General features: G+C 49.5%; 12 protein-coding genes (1 of these 12 only partly in view). 4 read left to right on the plus strand and 8 right to left on the minus strand.

Features of this window, described 5'->3' with window-relative positions:
* Both pssA and ilvC read right to left on the minus strand, forming a co-directional pair.
* Positions 1-242 carry the 5' end (the start) of a CDP-diacylglycerol--serine O-phosphatidyltransferase gene (gene pssA, locus H5336_RS04675; RefSeq protein WP_185231866.1) on the minus strand. 628 nt of this gene lie to the left of the window's left edge, so only the first 242 of its 870 coding nucleotides appear in the window; its start codon is at positions 240-242; its stop codon lies beyond the left edge, outside the window.
* A gap of 122 nt (positions 243-364) precedes the next feature.
* On the minus strand, positions 365-1,381 hold the full coding sequence (gene ilvC, locus H5336_RS04680) for a ketol-acid reductoisomerase (RefSeq protein WP_185231868.1): 1,017 nt from the start codon (positions 1,379-1,381) through the stop codon (positions 365-367).
* Positions 1,382-1,468: 87 nt separating this feature from the next.
* On the opposite strand from ilvC, the gene ilvY reads away from it, so the two are divergent.
* Positions 1,469-2,395, plus strand: coding sequence for an HTH-type transcriptional activator IlvY (gene ilvY, locus H5336_RS04685; RefSeq protein ID WP_246439028.1), 927 nt, complete (start codon positions 1,469-1,471; stop codon positions 2,393-2,395).
* A 23-nt stretch (positions 2,396-2,418) separates the two neighbouring features.
* Here the strand turns inward: ilvY and H5336_RS04690 are convergent, their stop codons facing one another.
* Genes H5336_RS04690 through H5336_RS04700 form a run of 3 tightly spaced genes read right to left on the minus strand, consistent with a single transcriptional unit; the run spans position 2,419 to position 5,584 of the window.
* Complete coding sequence (locus H5336_RS04690) at positions 2,419-3,318, minus strand: ATP-grasp fold amidoligase family protein (protein ID WP_185231873.1); 900 nt, start codon at positions 3,316-3,318, stop codon at positions 2,419-2,421.
* Positions 3,319-3,356: 38 nt separating this feature from the next.
* Positions 3,357-3,848, minus strand: a complete 492-nt coding sequence (gene ilvN, locus H5336_RS04695) for an acetolactate synthase small subunit (protein ID WP_185231874.1) — start codon at positions 3,846-3,848, stop codon at positions 3,357-3,359.
* The gene (locus tag H5336_RS04700) at positions 3,848-5,584 is read right to left on the minus strand and encodes an acetolactate synthase 3 large subunit (protein ID WP_185231876.1); all 1,737 of its coding nucleotides are present in this window, start codon (positions 5,582-5,584) and stop codon (positions 3,848-3,850) included. Before H5336_RS04700 ends, ilvN begins: the two co-directional genes overlap by 1 nt.
* A 688-nt stretch (positions 5,585-6,272) precedes the next feature.
* Here H5336_RS04700 and H5336_RS04705 point away from each other — a divergent pair.
* Positions 6,273-6,773 carry a DUF4124 domain-containing protein gene (locus tag H5336_RS04705; protein ID WP_185231878.1) on the plus strand — a complete coding sequence of 167 codons (501 nt, stop codon included), beginning with the start codon at positions 6,273-6,275 and terminating at the stop codon, positions 6,771-6,773.
* Positions 6,774-6,839: 66 nt separating this feature from the next.
* On the opposite strand, the gene clpB is transcribed toward H5336_RS04705, so the two are convergent.
* Positions 6,840-9,470, minus strand: a complete 2,631-nt coding sequence (gene clpB, locus H5336_RS04710; RefSeq protein ID WP_185231880.1) for an ATP-dependent chaperone ClpB — start codon at positions 9,468-9,470, stop codon at positions 6,840-6,842.
* A 207-nt stretch (positions 9,471-9,677) separates the two neighbouring features.
* On the opposite strand from clpB, the gene H5336_RS04715 reads away from it, so the two are divergent.
* On the plus strand, positions 9,678-12,386 hold the full coding sequence (locus tag H5336_RS04715; protein WP_185231882.1) for a bifunctional acetate--CoA ligase family protein/GNAT family N-acetyltransferase: 2,709 nt from the start codon (positions 9,678-9,680) through the stop codon (positions 12,384-12,386).
* Between the two features lie 9 nt (positions 12,387-12,395).
* Here the strand turns inward: H5336_RS04715 and pgeF are convergent, their stop codons facing one another.
* Together pgeF and rluD are read right to left on the minus strand one after the other, a co-directional pair.
* A complete protein-coding gene (gene pgeF, locus H5336_RS04720; protein WP_185231884.1) occupies positions 12,396-13,211 on the minus strand; it encodes a peptidoglycan editing factor PgeF in 816 nt (271 codons plus the stop codon).
* Between the two features lie 13 nt (positions 13,212-13,224).
* Entirely contained in the window at positions 13,225-14,226 is a 1,002-nt protein-coding gene (gene rluD, locus H5336_RS04725; RefSeq protein WP_246439029.1) for a 23S rRNA pseudouridine(1911/1915/1917) synthase RluD, read from the minus strand.
* 213 nt (positions 14,227-14,439) lie between these two features.
* Between rluD and H5336_RS04730 the strand changes: the two genes are divergently transcribed.
* Positions 14,440-15,351, plus strand: coding sequence for an outer membrane protein assembly factor BamD (locus H5336_RS04730; RefSeq protein ID WP_185231886.1), 912 nt, complete (start codon positions 14,440-14,442; stop codon positions 15,349-15,351).
* The last annotated feature ends 4 nt before the right edge of the window (positions 15,352-15,355 follow it).

Consider the following 15,355-nt stretch of genomic DNA (forward strand, 5'->3'; position numbering starts at 1 on the left):
GCATTGGCGAAGTTATCGTTCATAGCCGACACTATGGCAAAAAAGCCGCCGAACAATGCTCCCGTAGTGAAGAGGTTAGGCAATAAATACACACCTCGGCGCCTTACCTGCTCTCCGTTCTCAGACACATCCTCAACGTGTTCATCCACAGGAAGCACCTCTGACACCTTCAGTGAAAGATTATCCTCTGGCGCCACTGGCTCCTGCGAAGCCGCGTCGTTTTCTGTTTTGTCACTGGTCATACTGCTACCGTCCGTCTCAAAATCTTGAAGCGTGATATTAAACCTGATTGGAGCAAGCGCCAAACTAAGACGCATAAAAAAAGCGCAGACTAAGCTGCGCTTTTCTTAATATACAAGGGCGATTAGTTTTTGCTCTTGTCGATAATCTTATTGGATTCGATCCACGGCATCATTCCCCGCAGCTTCTCGCCCACAGTTTCGATGGGATGAGCAGCGTTATTTCGACGCCATGCGGTCATCGATGGGTAGTTTGACTGGCCTTCAAGGATGAACTGCTTGGCGTATTCGCCACGCTGAATATCTTGCAATGCCTGGCGCATGGCTTTTCGGCTTTCCTCGTTAATAACGCGCGGGCCAGTCACGTACTCACCATACTCAGCGTTGTTAGAGATGGAGTAGTTCATGTTAGCAATGCCACCTTCGTACATTAAGTCTACAATCAATTTCAGTTCGTGCAGACATTCGAAGTACGCCATTTCAGGCGCATAGCCTGCTTCGGTGAGGGTTTCGAAACCCATTTTCACCAATTCTACCGCTCCACCACACAGAACAGCCTGCTCACCAAAGAGGTCCGTTTCAGTCTCGTCTTTAAATGTGGTCTCGATGATACCGGAACGACCACCACCCACACCAGAAGCATAAGACAGAGCAACGTCCAGAGCTTTACCAGAAGCATTCTGATGTATAGCCACCAAATCCGGAATACCGCCACCACGAACAAATTCAGAGCGTACGGTGTGACCAGGCGCTTTAGGCGCGATCATAATAACGTCAAGATCTTTCCGGGGAACGACTTGATTGTAGTGAATAGCAAAACCATGGGCGAAGGCTAGGGTTGCACCTTCTTTGATATTTGGCTCGATCTCTTCTTTATAAAGAACACTCTGGAACTCATCTGGAGTCAGGATCATTACAACGTCTGCAGCTGCAACAGCGGACGCAACATCACTTACTTTTAGGCCGTGAGCTTCAGCTTTTGCAATAGAAGATGAACCTGCACGCAGACCAACGGTAACATCTACACCGGAATCTTTCAGGTTGCACGCGTGGGCATGACCCTGGGAGCCGTAACCAATTACCGCGACTTTCTTGCTTTGGATAATAGAAAGATCACAATCCTTATCATAATAAACCTTCATGGTGTAAACCTCTTAGCATAGTTGGGGGGGGGAGCCTATCGACCCGAAAACGGTGTGCAGAATAGTAGATTACCTTCGTTACGTAAAATGATATATTTGCAACATATTATTGCAGATTACGAAATGCCGATGGATACCTCAAAGCTCAAATTGTTTATTGGACTAGCGAATGCTGAACACTTTAATCGAGCCGCCGAGCAATGCCACGTCAGCCCCTCCAAGCTTACCCGGGTAATTCAGCAGATGGAAAAGGAACTGGGTGTCCGCCTCTTCGACCGCGACAACCGCTCTGTATCGCTAACAAGTAAGGGGCAGGAGTTTTTGGAGCACAGCAGAGAGTTGGTTCGCCAGTGGGAGACAATCAAGGATACGATGAATTCCGGTTCAGGCTTGTTATCGGGCTCCATCAGCCTTTATTGCTCGGTAACCGCAAGCTATAGCTTCCTTTACGAGATAATGGAGGATTTTCGTGACCGCCACCCTCTGATCCAAATCAAACTGCATACCGGAGACTCGGCAGATGCAATGGGAAGGGTTATCGATGGCCACGAGGATATCGCGATTGCAGCAAAACCTCCGGTACTGCACTCTTCACTCAGTTTTAAAAAATTTGACACTTCACCGTTAGTATTTTACTGCTCGCAAGACAATCAGGAGCACGAACAAATATTTAAACGACAAAATGAAAGTGCGCTGAGCCACACCCCTATGATTGTATCGGAGAAAGGTTTAGCGCGAGAGCGCTTTGATCAATGGGCAAATTCAGAGGGGATAAAACCGAACATCTATGCTCAAGTGGCTGGAAATGAAGCCATCGTAAGCATGGTAAGCCTTGGATTTGGCGTTGGCTTAATCCCCCAGATTGTCTACGAAAATAGCCCTTTGAAAAACCGGGTTAAACCCATCCCCCTGCAGCCGAAACTTGTCCCATTTGAAGTGGGCGTATGCGTAAAGACCCGAGGACTTAAAAGCCCATTAGTAAAAGCACTGTGGGACAATATAGGTAAACGCTAGTCGGTCACAGAAAAGACAAAAATTTAGCTCCCCCATGCATCACCCACAATTTGGTCGTACTGTTCAGGGAAAAACTTTGATAAACCCCCTCCGGGATACAGGGTGATTTCGCCAATATAAGCCTGATCTCCAAACAGATACCAATCTACTCGAGCATACTCAAACGGCTCAGCAAGCTTTATCGACGTTTCGACCACCTGCTCTAACAAGCGAGGTTTTGGCGACGTTCGAATTTGTTCGTAACACGTGGAAAAAGGTAAAACATTCCAATTTAGATCGTACAAGGTTCTACTTTGGTCTTTAGCTCTACCGTAATCGACATGAATAAATGCGCATTTCCCTTTTACAATATGCACTTTATAGTCTTCAGGAATCTCGCCCGTCTCCGTTAACAGTAACTGCTCCACTAATATTTTTTTTTGTATTTTCGTGTACGCCCACTGGTAGCTGGAAAAGCCATAAACCCGGTAAAGCCACGAGTAACAAATATCTATGAGCTGCTTTTGGGTTATATCCTTTTTGTCTGGTACCACCAGGTTTGTCCCTGATCCGTGATTAGCCTTTATTACAAAACTATCAGGAAGGTCATGAAAGGGCACGTCCTCAGGGAAATCATAGACCCCTACTAAGGGTACAAGGTATTTGCAACCACCATCCCCCAGAACCCGAAGAATATAGTCGCGCACAGCAATTTTGTCTGAAACTAAAACAAATAATGGGTTTCGATCGAAGAGTTTCCTGTGCTGTATTCGCTCATTAAATGTCGCAGGGGCGTGAAATTGGGGAGCATACCCCAATTTTCGTTCAAACTTTCTGCGCAGGAGGTAATAGCCCGTAAGACGAGCAAAAACCGCTCTAAGGCTCCAGAGAACTGGAATGCTGCTATTTATAAGGTGTAATTTGAGCCGCTTAAGGATCTTCATAAAGTATGTGGAACACCAAGCAGCTCAATTACTGCGGTTTATAAGCTTAGAACTTTCTCACCGCGGCCAATACCCGACACGCCAGAGCGAACCACTTCCAGTATTGCCGCTTCACCAACGGCTTGGTAGAAGGCGTCTAGCTTGTCACTGGCGCCGGTTAACTGGATGGTATAAACCGACGCGGTAACGTCAATTATCTGTCCACGAAAAATGTCCACGCACCGCTTAACTTCTGCCCGCTGTGCTCCTGTTGCACGAACTTTGATCATCATCAGCTCGCGCTCTATGTGGGCACCTTCGGTTAAGTCCACGAGTTTTACAACATCCACCAAGCGATTGAGGTGTTTGGTTATCTGCTCAATTTTATGGTCATCACCAACGGTGGTTAAGGTTAGGCGCGACAGGGTCTCATCTTCTGTAGGCGCCACAGTGAGCGTTTCAATGTTGTAACCACGCTGAGAAAAAAGCCCCACTACGCGCGATAACGCCCCAGGTTCGTTTTCCATTAACAGTGAAATGATTCTTCTCATTATGTTCGCTCCGTTTTACTCAACCACATGTCACGCATGGTGCCATTCGGGGCCACCTGCATGGGATAAACATGTTCTTTTGGATCGACATAAATATCCATAAATACACATTTGTCTTTCATGGCGAAACATTCTTCCAGTTTCGATTTGAGCTCGGAACGCTTGGTTACACGCATACCTACGTGGCCGTAAGCCTCCATAAGTTTCACAAAATCAGGAAGTGAGTCTTCGTATAGGCTTTCGGAGTAACGGCTATCGTACTGCATATCTTGCCATTGCTTCACCATGCCTAAAGCCTGATTGTTGATACAGATGATTTTGATCGGCAGATGGTACTGAGTACAGGTAGACAATTCCTGGATACACATTTGAATACTGCCTTCGCCCGTAATGCACACAACGGTTTCATCGCGGTGTGCAAACTGCACGCCCATGGCAGCAGGCAAACCGAAGCCCATAGTGCCTAGACCGCCGGAATTAATCCAACGCCGGGGTTTATCAAATTGATAATACTGTGCACTGAACATTTGGTGCTGGCCAACATCTGAAGTCACGAATGCATCACCATTTGTAACTTCAAATACCGCCCGTACAACCTCTTGCGGCATCAGCATTTCTCCACTGGTGTCGTAACGAGGCGCGGTTAAAATGCCATAGCGGTTACGCCATTCCTCAATCTCCTTCCACCAGCCGTCGATGGCTTTGGCATCAGGGCGCTCGCTGGATCCTTTTATTAGCTCCAACATTTCATCGAGGACCGAATCCACAGGCCCAACAATCGGTACATCGGCCGTTACGGTTTTAGAAATAGACGCCGGATCAATATCGATATGTATAATTTTGGCGGATGGACAAAATTTGTTAGGCGTATTGGTCACACGATCATCAAATCGCGCGCCCACAGCAAGAATGACATCAGCATGATGCATGGCCGTGTTAGCCTCAACAGTACCGTGCATCCCCAGCATCCCCAAAAACTGTCGGTCAGTTCCCGGGTAGGCACCCAAACCCATCAGCGTATTGGTGATTGGGAGGTTCAGTATTTGCACAATTTCCGTTAACTGCTTAGAAGCATTACCTTGTACAACACCCCCACCGGCATACACCATAGGTCTGCGTGCCGAGAGCATGAGCTGTACCGCTTTTTTAATTTGCCCTGTATGCCCCTTCGTAGCTGGCGTATAAGACCGTAACTTAATCTTGTCTGGGTAGCTGTAATCAACCTTATCAACCGGGTTAGTAATATCCTTGGGGACATCGATAACAACAGGCCCTGGGCGACCTGTAGAAGCAATGTAAAAGGCTTTCTTAACGGTTTCTGCAATGTCTTTTTGATCTTTGACCAAAAAGCTGTGTTTCACAATCGGCCGAGAAACACCCACCATATCGGTCTCTTGGAAAGCATCCTCACCGATTTTATCGGACACGACCTGGCCCGAAATCACAACCATAGGAATGGAATCCATGTACGCTGTCGCGATTCCTGTAATCGCATTGGTAGCACCAGGGCCGGAGGTGACTAGCACAACACCGGTTTTTCCGGTAGACCGCGCGTAGCCATCAGCGGCGTGGGTAGCCGCTTGCTCGTGGCGCACGAGAATATGCTTCACCTCTTTCTGCCGAAAAATCGCGTCGTAAATATGTAATGCGGCACCACCTGGGTAGCCGAAAACGCATTCCACCCCTTCGTCGGCAAGGGATTTGATAAGAATGTCTCCACCGGAGAGCTTTTCCACTTTGTTATCCTCGTTGTTTAACGTTAATTACTGTATTCAACAGAGCTTGAATAACATTGTCTGCTGGCGAATCTTTATACATTAACAGGAAGCGCGATGACATATGGGTGACAAGCCTGTCACTCAGCGCGGAAGCCTGAAGCTAAATACTACCAAAAAACAGAAACACCATTATCCTAGCGAAGGGTTAGGTACTCCAAGAGCGAAATTCACCCTCTTTGATCGTATTCAAATTATGCGTTGTAAATCCGGTGCACTACTTTTGTTGGTAGTTGGATTGTACGTTACAGGTCACAACATTTTCAGCCTGTAACTCACCGGCAGGGAATTTAGGTATCACTCCCTCGCACTTCAGGATGGTCAGGCATGCGGTTGGCAAGCCTGTATAGGGGGGCACCGAGGTTGATCGATGTTCTACTGCCATCTGGCGAAGCGTTAATTGTCGCAACATGCTCCACAAAGTCAAGCCGGGATTCACCATTACTTGGGATGCAGCAAGCCAATGACCTATGCCCGGCGGCCGTGACGGCCTCATTTCAGTCTAAAGCAGCATTCAAATCGTGCAACATACACAAATGGCACAGATCTCATTATCAAGCATGAATATCGCCTAGGCCTTGCTAGCGCCGCCACCGGTAAACTAAACTCTTAAAACTAAGTAAAAAGTGCGATTCAACTGGATTCGACTATGAAACAAGCAACGTTTGCAGCAAGCTTACTGACAACTGCGATGAAACTCCGCAAATTATCGTTTGCAGTCATGATTTCAGCGGGTGTCTTCAGCACAGCCTCCTTTGCCGAGGACTACTATCGCTGGAAAGGGCCGGATGGTGTTGTACATTACGGCTCACATCCCCCAACAGGTGTCGAAGCGATAAAAATCAAAACCTATGGCGGGAAGAGTACACCTCCGGAGACCTATGGTGGTCAATCCAATGCTCAAGCCGATGAGCAAACCCCTGCAGAAGAAGAGGTCGACCTCCCCCCGGAGGAGGTTGAACGTAGACGTAAGGTAGCGGTAAAGCAGAAACAAATGTGTGAAGACGAACGCAAGCGCTTGGGAACCCTCAATCGCCCTGGCCGCATACGCATGAAACAGCCTGATGGATCAGTTCGGTATATGACACAAGAGGAAGTTCAACAGGAAATCGCCACGACTCAAAAAGTCATTTCAGATAGCTGTAAATAACCTTCCCGCTTGCGTACAAAGCATGAGCGAATAAACCCCTATATCTCTGGTGTTTATTCGCTTTACCTAATCAAATACCACTCTATCTCCGGCCAGCCGCGTTTCAATTGTAGACCCTGGCGGATATTTTCCAGCCAATACTTCCTGCGCCAGCGGGTTTTCAATAAGGTTTTGTATCGCTCGTTTTAATGGCCTAGCCCCGTACACGGGGTCAAATCCGGCCTCAGATATTCGATCAACCACCTCGTCGGCAATATTAATCTTCAAGTCACGATCCTCTAAGCGTTTACGTAGAATGCTCAGCTGAATATTGGCAATGCCACGTATTTGCTTCTTCGCCAGCGGATGAAACACCACAGACTCGTCGATGCGATTCACGAATTCTGGACGGAAATGCCCCACCACCACCTCCATAACGGCCTCTTTCATCGCCTGATACTTATGCTCATTCTGACCTTCATCCTCCTGCTGGGAACCGTCGAAATTGAGACTATCGTAGGCTTTATTTTCGGCGATTTCTTGAATGGAGGTAGAGCCAAGGTTCGATGTCATCACCACTACCGTATTACGGAAATCTACGGTACGCCCTTGACCGTCGGTTAAACGACCATCCTCTAGCACCTGCAACAAAATATTAAACACGTCTGGGTGAGCTTTTTCGACTTCGTCAAGCAGTAGCAATGCATAGGGTTTTCGCCTGACAGCTTCAGTGAGATATCCACCCTCTTCGTAGCCAACATAACCTGGAGGTGCACCAATCAATCGTGCGACAGAATGCTTTTCCATAAATTCTGACATGTCGATTCGCACCATCGCGTCCTGACTGTCGAACAAGTATTCCGCCAAAGCCTTACACAGCTCGGTTTTACCAACACCGGTTGGCCCAAGAAACAAGAAGGAACCATTTGGTCTATTGGGGTCGGATAAACCTGCGCGCGCGCGGCGCACCGCGTTGGACACAGCCACTACCGCCTCTTCTTGACCAATTACGCGCTTGTGCAACGCTTGCTCCATGTGGAGTAATTTATCACGCTCACCTTCGAGCATTTTCGAAACCGGTATGCCCGTCCACTTAGACACAACTTCGGCAATTTCTTCATCGGTAACTTTATTCCGCAGAAGTTTCATCTCATGCATTTCAGCCTGACTGGCCATATCCAGCTGCTTTTCCAGCTCAGGGATAATGCCGTATTGCAACTCAGACATCCGCCCGAGATCGCTAGCTCGGCGCGCAGCGTCCAAATCCAGACGAGCTTGTTCTAAGTTGCTTTTAATTTCTTGAGAACCTTGCAGTGCAGCTTTTTCGGCCCGCCAAATTTCGTCGAGATCGGCATAGGCCCGATCAACTTTATTAATTTGCTCCTCAAGTGTTTTCAGGCGCGCGAGGGCGGCAGCATCATCGTCTTTTTTGATGGCCTCGCGCTCAATTTTTAGTTGGATCAAGCGACGCTCAAGCCGATCCATTTGCTCTGGCTTTGAATCTATTTCCATGCGGATACGGCTACCAGCTTCATCAATTAAATCGATGGCTTTATCAGGCAATTGCCGGTCGGTGATGTAGCGCTGCGATAATTTGGCCGCGGCAATGATGGCGGAGTCGGATATATCGACTCCGTGGTGAAGCTCATAACGCTCCTTTAAACCACGTAATATTGCAATGGTATCTTCTTCATTGGGCTCTTCAACCAAGACTTTTTGAAAACGCCGCTCCAAGGCCGCATCCTTTTCAATGTACTTCCGGTATTCATCCAGAGTAGTAGCACCCACGCAATGCAACTCTCCTCTCGCCAGGGCTGGTTTGAGCATATTACCTGCATCCAGAGCGCCTTCAGCTTTACCCGCGCCGACCATGGTATGCAGCTCATCAATAAATAAAATAATGCGGCCTTCCTGCTTACCCAGCTCATTTAATAGCGCCTTTAATCGCTCTTCGAAATCACCTCGGAATTTTGCCCCGGCTAATAACGAACCTAAGTCCAACGACAGCAGCCGCTTATGCTTCAAGCCTTCTGGTACTTCTCCATTCACAATACGCTGCGCCAAACCTTCAACAATAGCGGTTTTACCCACGCCAGGCTCGCCAATGAGCACAGGGTTATTTTTAGTTCTGCGCTGTAAAACTTGTATGGTGCGACGAATTTCATCATCACGCCCAATTACGGGATCGAGTTTGCCAGCCTCGGCTCGCGAGGTTAAATCGACAGTATATTTTTCCAGTGCCTGGCGGTTGCCCTCGGCTTCTGGCTCGTCAACGGTTTCACCGCCACGCACTTTATCAACAGCCGACTGCAAGCGATCAGCCGCTCCAAATTGAGCTAATAACTTACCCAGCGATGATCGACTGTCCTTCATTGCTGACAATAAAAAGCTTTCGCTGGATATGAATTTATCTCCAGCTTGCTGAGCATGCTTATCAGCCAAATTGAGTAATCGCCCTAACTCTGGCGACATACTGACATCCCCAGTGGGGTTCTGAATTTTTGCGAGGGCCTCCAACGCCTTTGTAAGCGCGTTACGCAGGCCAACCACATCAAAACCGGCTGATGCCAGTAACGGCCGCACCGCGCCGCCCTGTTGATCGAGCATTGCCTGCAACAGGTGCACAGGGTCTATTTGATTGTGGTCACGACCAACGGCCAGGGATTGCGCATCGGACAATCCAATTTGTAACTGATTAGTTAAACGATCAATACGCATAGCAAACGTCTCTCTTTCACTATTGGGGTGTCGCCGATATGAATACACTGTGTATGAAGTGGGGGCTTTGCAACTAAACTCAAGCCACACTCAACGCTGGTAAAATATGAGTTAGATTGACCTCTCTCATTTCTCATGCCCGGATAAAGGTCTAGTATGAGCAAATTGGCGTACACAACGTTGGTAGTATGAATCAAAGGAGATTCTATGGACGGCGAGCGCGAGCACTACTTGTCTGCACTTTTTGAACCGACGTCTGTTGCCGTTTTTGGTGTGAGCGATCGCGAAGATACCCTGGCCAGTGTCGTTTACCACAATCTCATCAATGGCGGCTTCGATAAACCCGTCATCCCAATCAACCCCAAACATGAAAGCATTAAAGGCAAACCCTGCTTTGGCGATCTCGCTGCGGCAGCCATTCCCATTCAGCTCGCTATTATTGCCACTCCCTCCCACACCATTCCCAGTATTCTCGAACAATGCGGTGATTACGGTATTAAATCCGTATTAATGCTTTCTGCAGGGTTTAGCGAAATGGGGCCCGAGGGCGAGGAACTGGAACGGGCTGTGCGCGAAATAGCCAAGCGTCACCAAATTCGTTTTCTTGGCCCCAACAGCTTAGGTGTTATTCGCCCCTCTTATAATTTTACGGCCGCTTTTACCGACGGAGAGGTTTCCAAAGGCAATATTGCCGTCATCTCCCAGTCTGGAGCCGTTTGTACCGCTACCCTAGACTGGGCCGCCAAACAGGGAAAAGGCATTGGCTTTTCGGTGGTTATTTCCAGCGGCATGTCACTGGATGTCGATTTTGGTGAGATTCTCGATTACCTAATTACTGACCCGAAAACCCACAGCATTCTGCTGTACGTGGAAGGCATTCGCGACGCGCGCGCCTTTATGACGGGCCTGCGCGCCGCAGCCAGGGTAAAACCCGTGATTGTGGTGAAAGCCGGCCGCCATCAAGCCAGCATGGAAGCTACCCAATCTCACACCGGCGCTCGCATGGGAGACGACGACGTATTCGACGCCGCTATCCGACGCGCGGGCGTTGTTCGCGGCATGCATTTGGGCGACTTTTTTACGGCTGCTGCGGTACTTTCACAGGGGTTGCGTGTAAAGGGCGGCGATAAGCTAGCCTTTGTGACAAACGCGGGCGGGCCTGCCGCCATGGCCTGTGATGTGGCTTGTGACCTGAATATTCCGCTGGCAAATCTCAGTACAAACACCATGCAGAAATTAAACGAGGTACTGCCTCCGATGTGGTCTCACGGCAACCCTGTAGACATTCTTGGCAATGCCGACGCCGACCGCTACGAGGAAGCCACCAAGTTGGTACTTGACGACCCTGAAACCAGCGGCGTCATTGTGATTTTAACACCGCAGGCGGTCACCAATCCGTCTAAAGTGGCCGAACGAATTGCCGAACTGGGACGCAAAAATAAACGTAAACCCATCCTCACCTGCTGGATGGGGGAAAAACTCGTGCAGCCTGGGCGAGACATTCTTAACGATGCCGCCATACCCAGCTTTCGACTACCGGAAACCGCTGTGCAGGGGTTTTCATACCTCACCGATTTTTATCGTAATCAGCAACTTCTCCTACAAACACCCGGCCCGCTATTCCATGAAAACAAGCCCGATATGGAAGGTGCTAATTTCATCATCGAAAATGCCCTTGGCAACAAGCGGACGGTGCTGACAGAAGCTGAATCTAAGGCTGTGTTAGCGGCCTTTCACATTCAGGTTGCACCAACTATGCTTGCCACAACACCCATGGATGCTGTAATTGCAGCGAAAAACATGGGGTTTCCAGTGGTAATGAAAATCCTCTCGCAGGATATTTGCCACAAATCAGATTTCGGCGGTGTACGCTTGAATATAACCAGTGTTGCAGCCGTGCACGCTATTTTTGACGAACTGATTGATGTAGCAAAAAAACACTGCCCCGAGGCCAACATTCAAGGCGTAGCCGTGGAACCTATGATCCACTCCCAATCCGGGCGTGAGCTGAGCGTGGGCATTTCCCAAGACCCCATATTTGGCCCCGTAATTACCTTTGGGGGAGGCGGCAACACCATAGAGCTATTGGCCGACAGAGCCGTAGCCCTGCCACCATTGAACCGACTACTGGCCAGAGACTTAATTTCCCGGTCCCGGGCCGCGCGACTACTGGAGACATTTAGGGGTATGCCCGCAGCCAATGTGCAGGCCGTTGAAGATGTGCTCCTCAGTATTTCAGAAATTGCCTGCGAAATTCCACAAATCCGCGAGCTCGAAGTCAACCCACTAATTACCGACAGTGAAGCCGCTATCGCGGTGGATGCACGCATCGTGCTGCAAAATTACCGCACAACCGCACATAGCTATTCGCATACGGCAATACACCCCTACCCCAGCCACCTGACCAAGGACGTTTTACTGGCCGGGGTGCACCCTTGTACTATCCGCCCCATCCGCCCGGAAGACGCCGAAATTGAGAGTGATTTTGTTGAAGGACTATCGGAAATGGCCAAGCATTACCGGTTCATGAACACTTTTCGCAAATTGCCTCCCGATATGCTCGCTCGCCTAACCCAGATCGACTACGACCGTGAAATGGCATTAATTGCGGTTGTTACAGAGCGCGGGCAAGACATCCAAATTGGTGTGGCTCGCTATGTTATGGGCATAGACGGAGAAAGCTGCGAATTCGCCATCGCCATTGCCGACCAGTGGCAGGGCAAGGGACTTGCCCAGCATTTCATGAATGAATTAATGAGCTACGCCCGATATCAAGGGCTAAGAGTCATGGAGGGAGAAGTCTTATCTGACAACCAAAAAATGCTGAAGCTAGCGAAAAACCTTGGGTTCAGCATTAAACGTTACCCAGATGATACCACCTTAGTTAAAATTACACGGTCGCTGGCGCTAGATTAAACTAGGCGCTTATTCTTTCCAGATCAACGTAGTAAAGCGACCGGTTCGGCCGTCTCGCCTGTAGGAATAGAACCGGCTCTGATCACTGTACGTACAAAGGTCTCCGCCAAACACCTGACTAACGCCCAAACTTTCGAGTTCAAGCCTCGCTAAACGGAATAAGTCGGCGTGCAGCTTTGCGCCACTGTCCAGCGCACGGCGGTTTTCACCCACTACCGGGTCTACCAGACGGAAAGCGCTATCCACCATAGAAGCATACCCTCGGGCTCGGCCCGCTTCACCAAACGCCCGATAAACGTCGACCCCGACCACAAAATGTAGCGCTGAAATGGCGGGCCCTAAATAAGCCATGATGCGGTGCGGCCGTGATCGAAAAGCTAACAAGGCGGCCGGCAGTATGCCATTGGCGAGGCCACGCCAGCCTGCATGCACGGCAGCGATTTCACTTCCATCCTCCGCGCAAAAAAGAACCGGCAGGCAATCCGCAGTCATAACAGCGCAAACCTGCCCCGACTCCCGCGTAAAAACACCGTCGGCGTTGGGTGGCATTTTTGTCGAGAGTCGCATGCTCGGGCGAGGTTGAATGACACGGGTACTGTGAGTCTGATTAAGCCACATGGGCTCGGAAGGCAGATGGCTAAGCAGTTTGCGACGGTTGACTTCGACAGCCTTTACATCGTCACCCACATGCAGGCCAAGGTTGTTGCTATCGAAAGCGCCATCGCTCACGCCCCCATGGCGCGTGGTAACAAAAGCATTGACGCCCGAAGGTAGGGGCCACGTGGGCCGGAGAATGGAGTTCCCCTGTTCAGTCAGCACTTCCATGCCTATATCTCCGCTATATGGTTTTCAGCAAGCTTAGCAAGCCAGACATATCTTCTGGGAGTCGTACCTGCCATTCACAATATTCACTTGAGTCAGGGTGGAGAAGGCCAAGCTTGAACGCATGCAACGCCTGCCGGTTGAATTGTGCCAGATGCTCCAATTGGGGCTCAGCCCTAAGCAGCTTGGCGGGAAGCCTTCGTCCATAAGTTTGATCTCCTACCAGCGGGAATCCTAGATGTGCCATATGGACTCTAATTTGATGTGTGCGGCCCGTTTGTAATTGCAATTCGAGGTGCGTAAACCCAGGATACTGGCGAATGGGCCGGTAGTGCGTTACGGCCTCCTTGCCCCCGTATTTCACTACGGCCATGCGAGTACGAGCTGACGGATGGCGACCGATAGCCGCTTCCACAATCCCCGATTGACGGACTTCGCCAACGACAATAGCCTGATAGCTGCGCTTAACTGTTCGTGCCTGTAGCTGGTTCACCAAGTGCAGCTGTGCCGCATCGGTTTTAGCGACAACCATAAGCCCAGTAGTATCTTTATCCAAACGGTGCACAATACCTGCGCGCGGGACATTAACCTGCTCGGCCCGATGGTACAACAGACCGTTCAGCAGTGTGCCCGAGTAATTGCCAGCAGCGGGATGTACCACAAGGCCTGCGGGCTTGTTAATCACAAGAATGCTGTCATCCTCATGAACAATCGACAGTTCAATAGGCTCTGGTAGCCAATCCCCACGGGGCTCCTCTCGCGCACGCAGCTCAACCCGCTCACCTCCGCTGACCCTGCTCTTGGGTTTTACTTGGGCTCCGTCCAAAGTAAGAGCACCGTCTTTAATCCACTGCTGAAATCGCGAACGTGAGTATTGAGGGAACATTTCGGCTACCAGCTGATCCAACCTTTGGCCGGCTTTTTCAACCGGAACCGTAAAAGTATGGTCAATGGCTTCGCCGGAGCTGCTTGCTGAGAGTGGAGTGTCTTCCAATGTGAACATATTTTCAGGGGGCATTTGTATTTAAACCTAGTGCTGGATTACACTGTCGGCCCTCTCAAGAGACGCCACTATAGTATTCAGCGCTTATTGTAGAGACGATTCTTTGTGAGCCCGTGCTCTGCTACAGGTTTCGATTCTAGCTCTAATCGAAACCAAAAAAGAAACACAGAACAATATTACACAGACATTGCCACAATGGCCTTATAAAGCAATTAGCCAAGATTTGAAATGACTAAACACCTAAATGTTTACCCAGCAATAATTGCTGCCTTTTTTATTTTCCTGAGCGGCTGCTCAAGCAAAGATTCTAAACTGGAACAAACCGGCGAACAAATGACCTATGAGGTCGCGCAAAAATATTTGCGTACGTCCAGCTGGGACGCAGCGACCGAAACCCTGGAGCTGCTGGAAGAAAACTACCCGTTTGGCACCTACGCCGAACAGGCTCAGCTCGAACTAATATACGCCTACTACCGAGCCGATGAATACGACGCCGCCGTCGCCTCGGCGGACCGCTTTATCCGTTTGCACCCGCAACATCGCAACGTAGACTATGCCTACTATATGCGCGGTGTATCTGCATTCCAAAACGATACATCTTTTTACGCCATAATGCCTACCGATATTACCAAGCGCGATGCCGGTACAGCACGAGAATCTTTCGACTACTTTACCCAGCTACTCGAACGCTACCCTCAAAGCCAGTACGCTTTGGACGCGCAAAAACGCATGACCTACCTGCGTAATATGCTCGCTCGTTACGAAATTCATGTGGCTAACTATTACTTTAAGCGCGGCGCTTACATTGCTGCCGCCAACCGTGGCCGATATGTGGTGGAGCACTTGCACCAAACACCAGCCGTACCCGACGCTCTCGCTGTAATGGCGCAGGCCTACCATATGCTGGGTATGCAAGACCTTTCTGAAAGTGCAGCCAAGGTACTTATTGCCAACTACCCGGATCACCCAACGCTGAAAAAAGGCGAGTTTAATTATCGCTTTGGCCGCGACCAGAAAACCTCTTGGGTTACCTACATCACCCTGGGCTTGTTTAAAAAACAACCCCACATCAATTTCGATACGCGTGAACAGTACAACTCGTTTTACCAGGAACAGACAGATCCACAGCCACCGCAGTAAAGAG

The organism is Teredinibacter franksiae (genome assembly GCF_014218805.1).
Lineage (GTDB): Bacteria > Pseudomonadota > Gammaproteobacteria > Pseudomonadales > Cellvibrionaceae > Teredinibacter > Teredinibacter franksiae.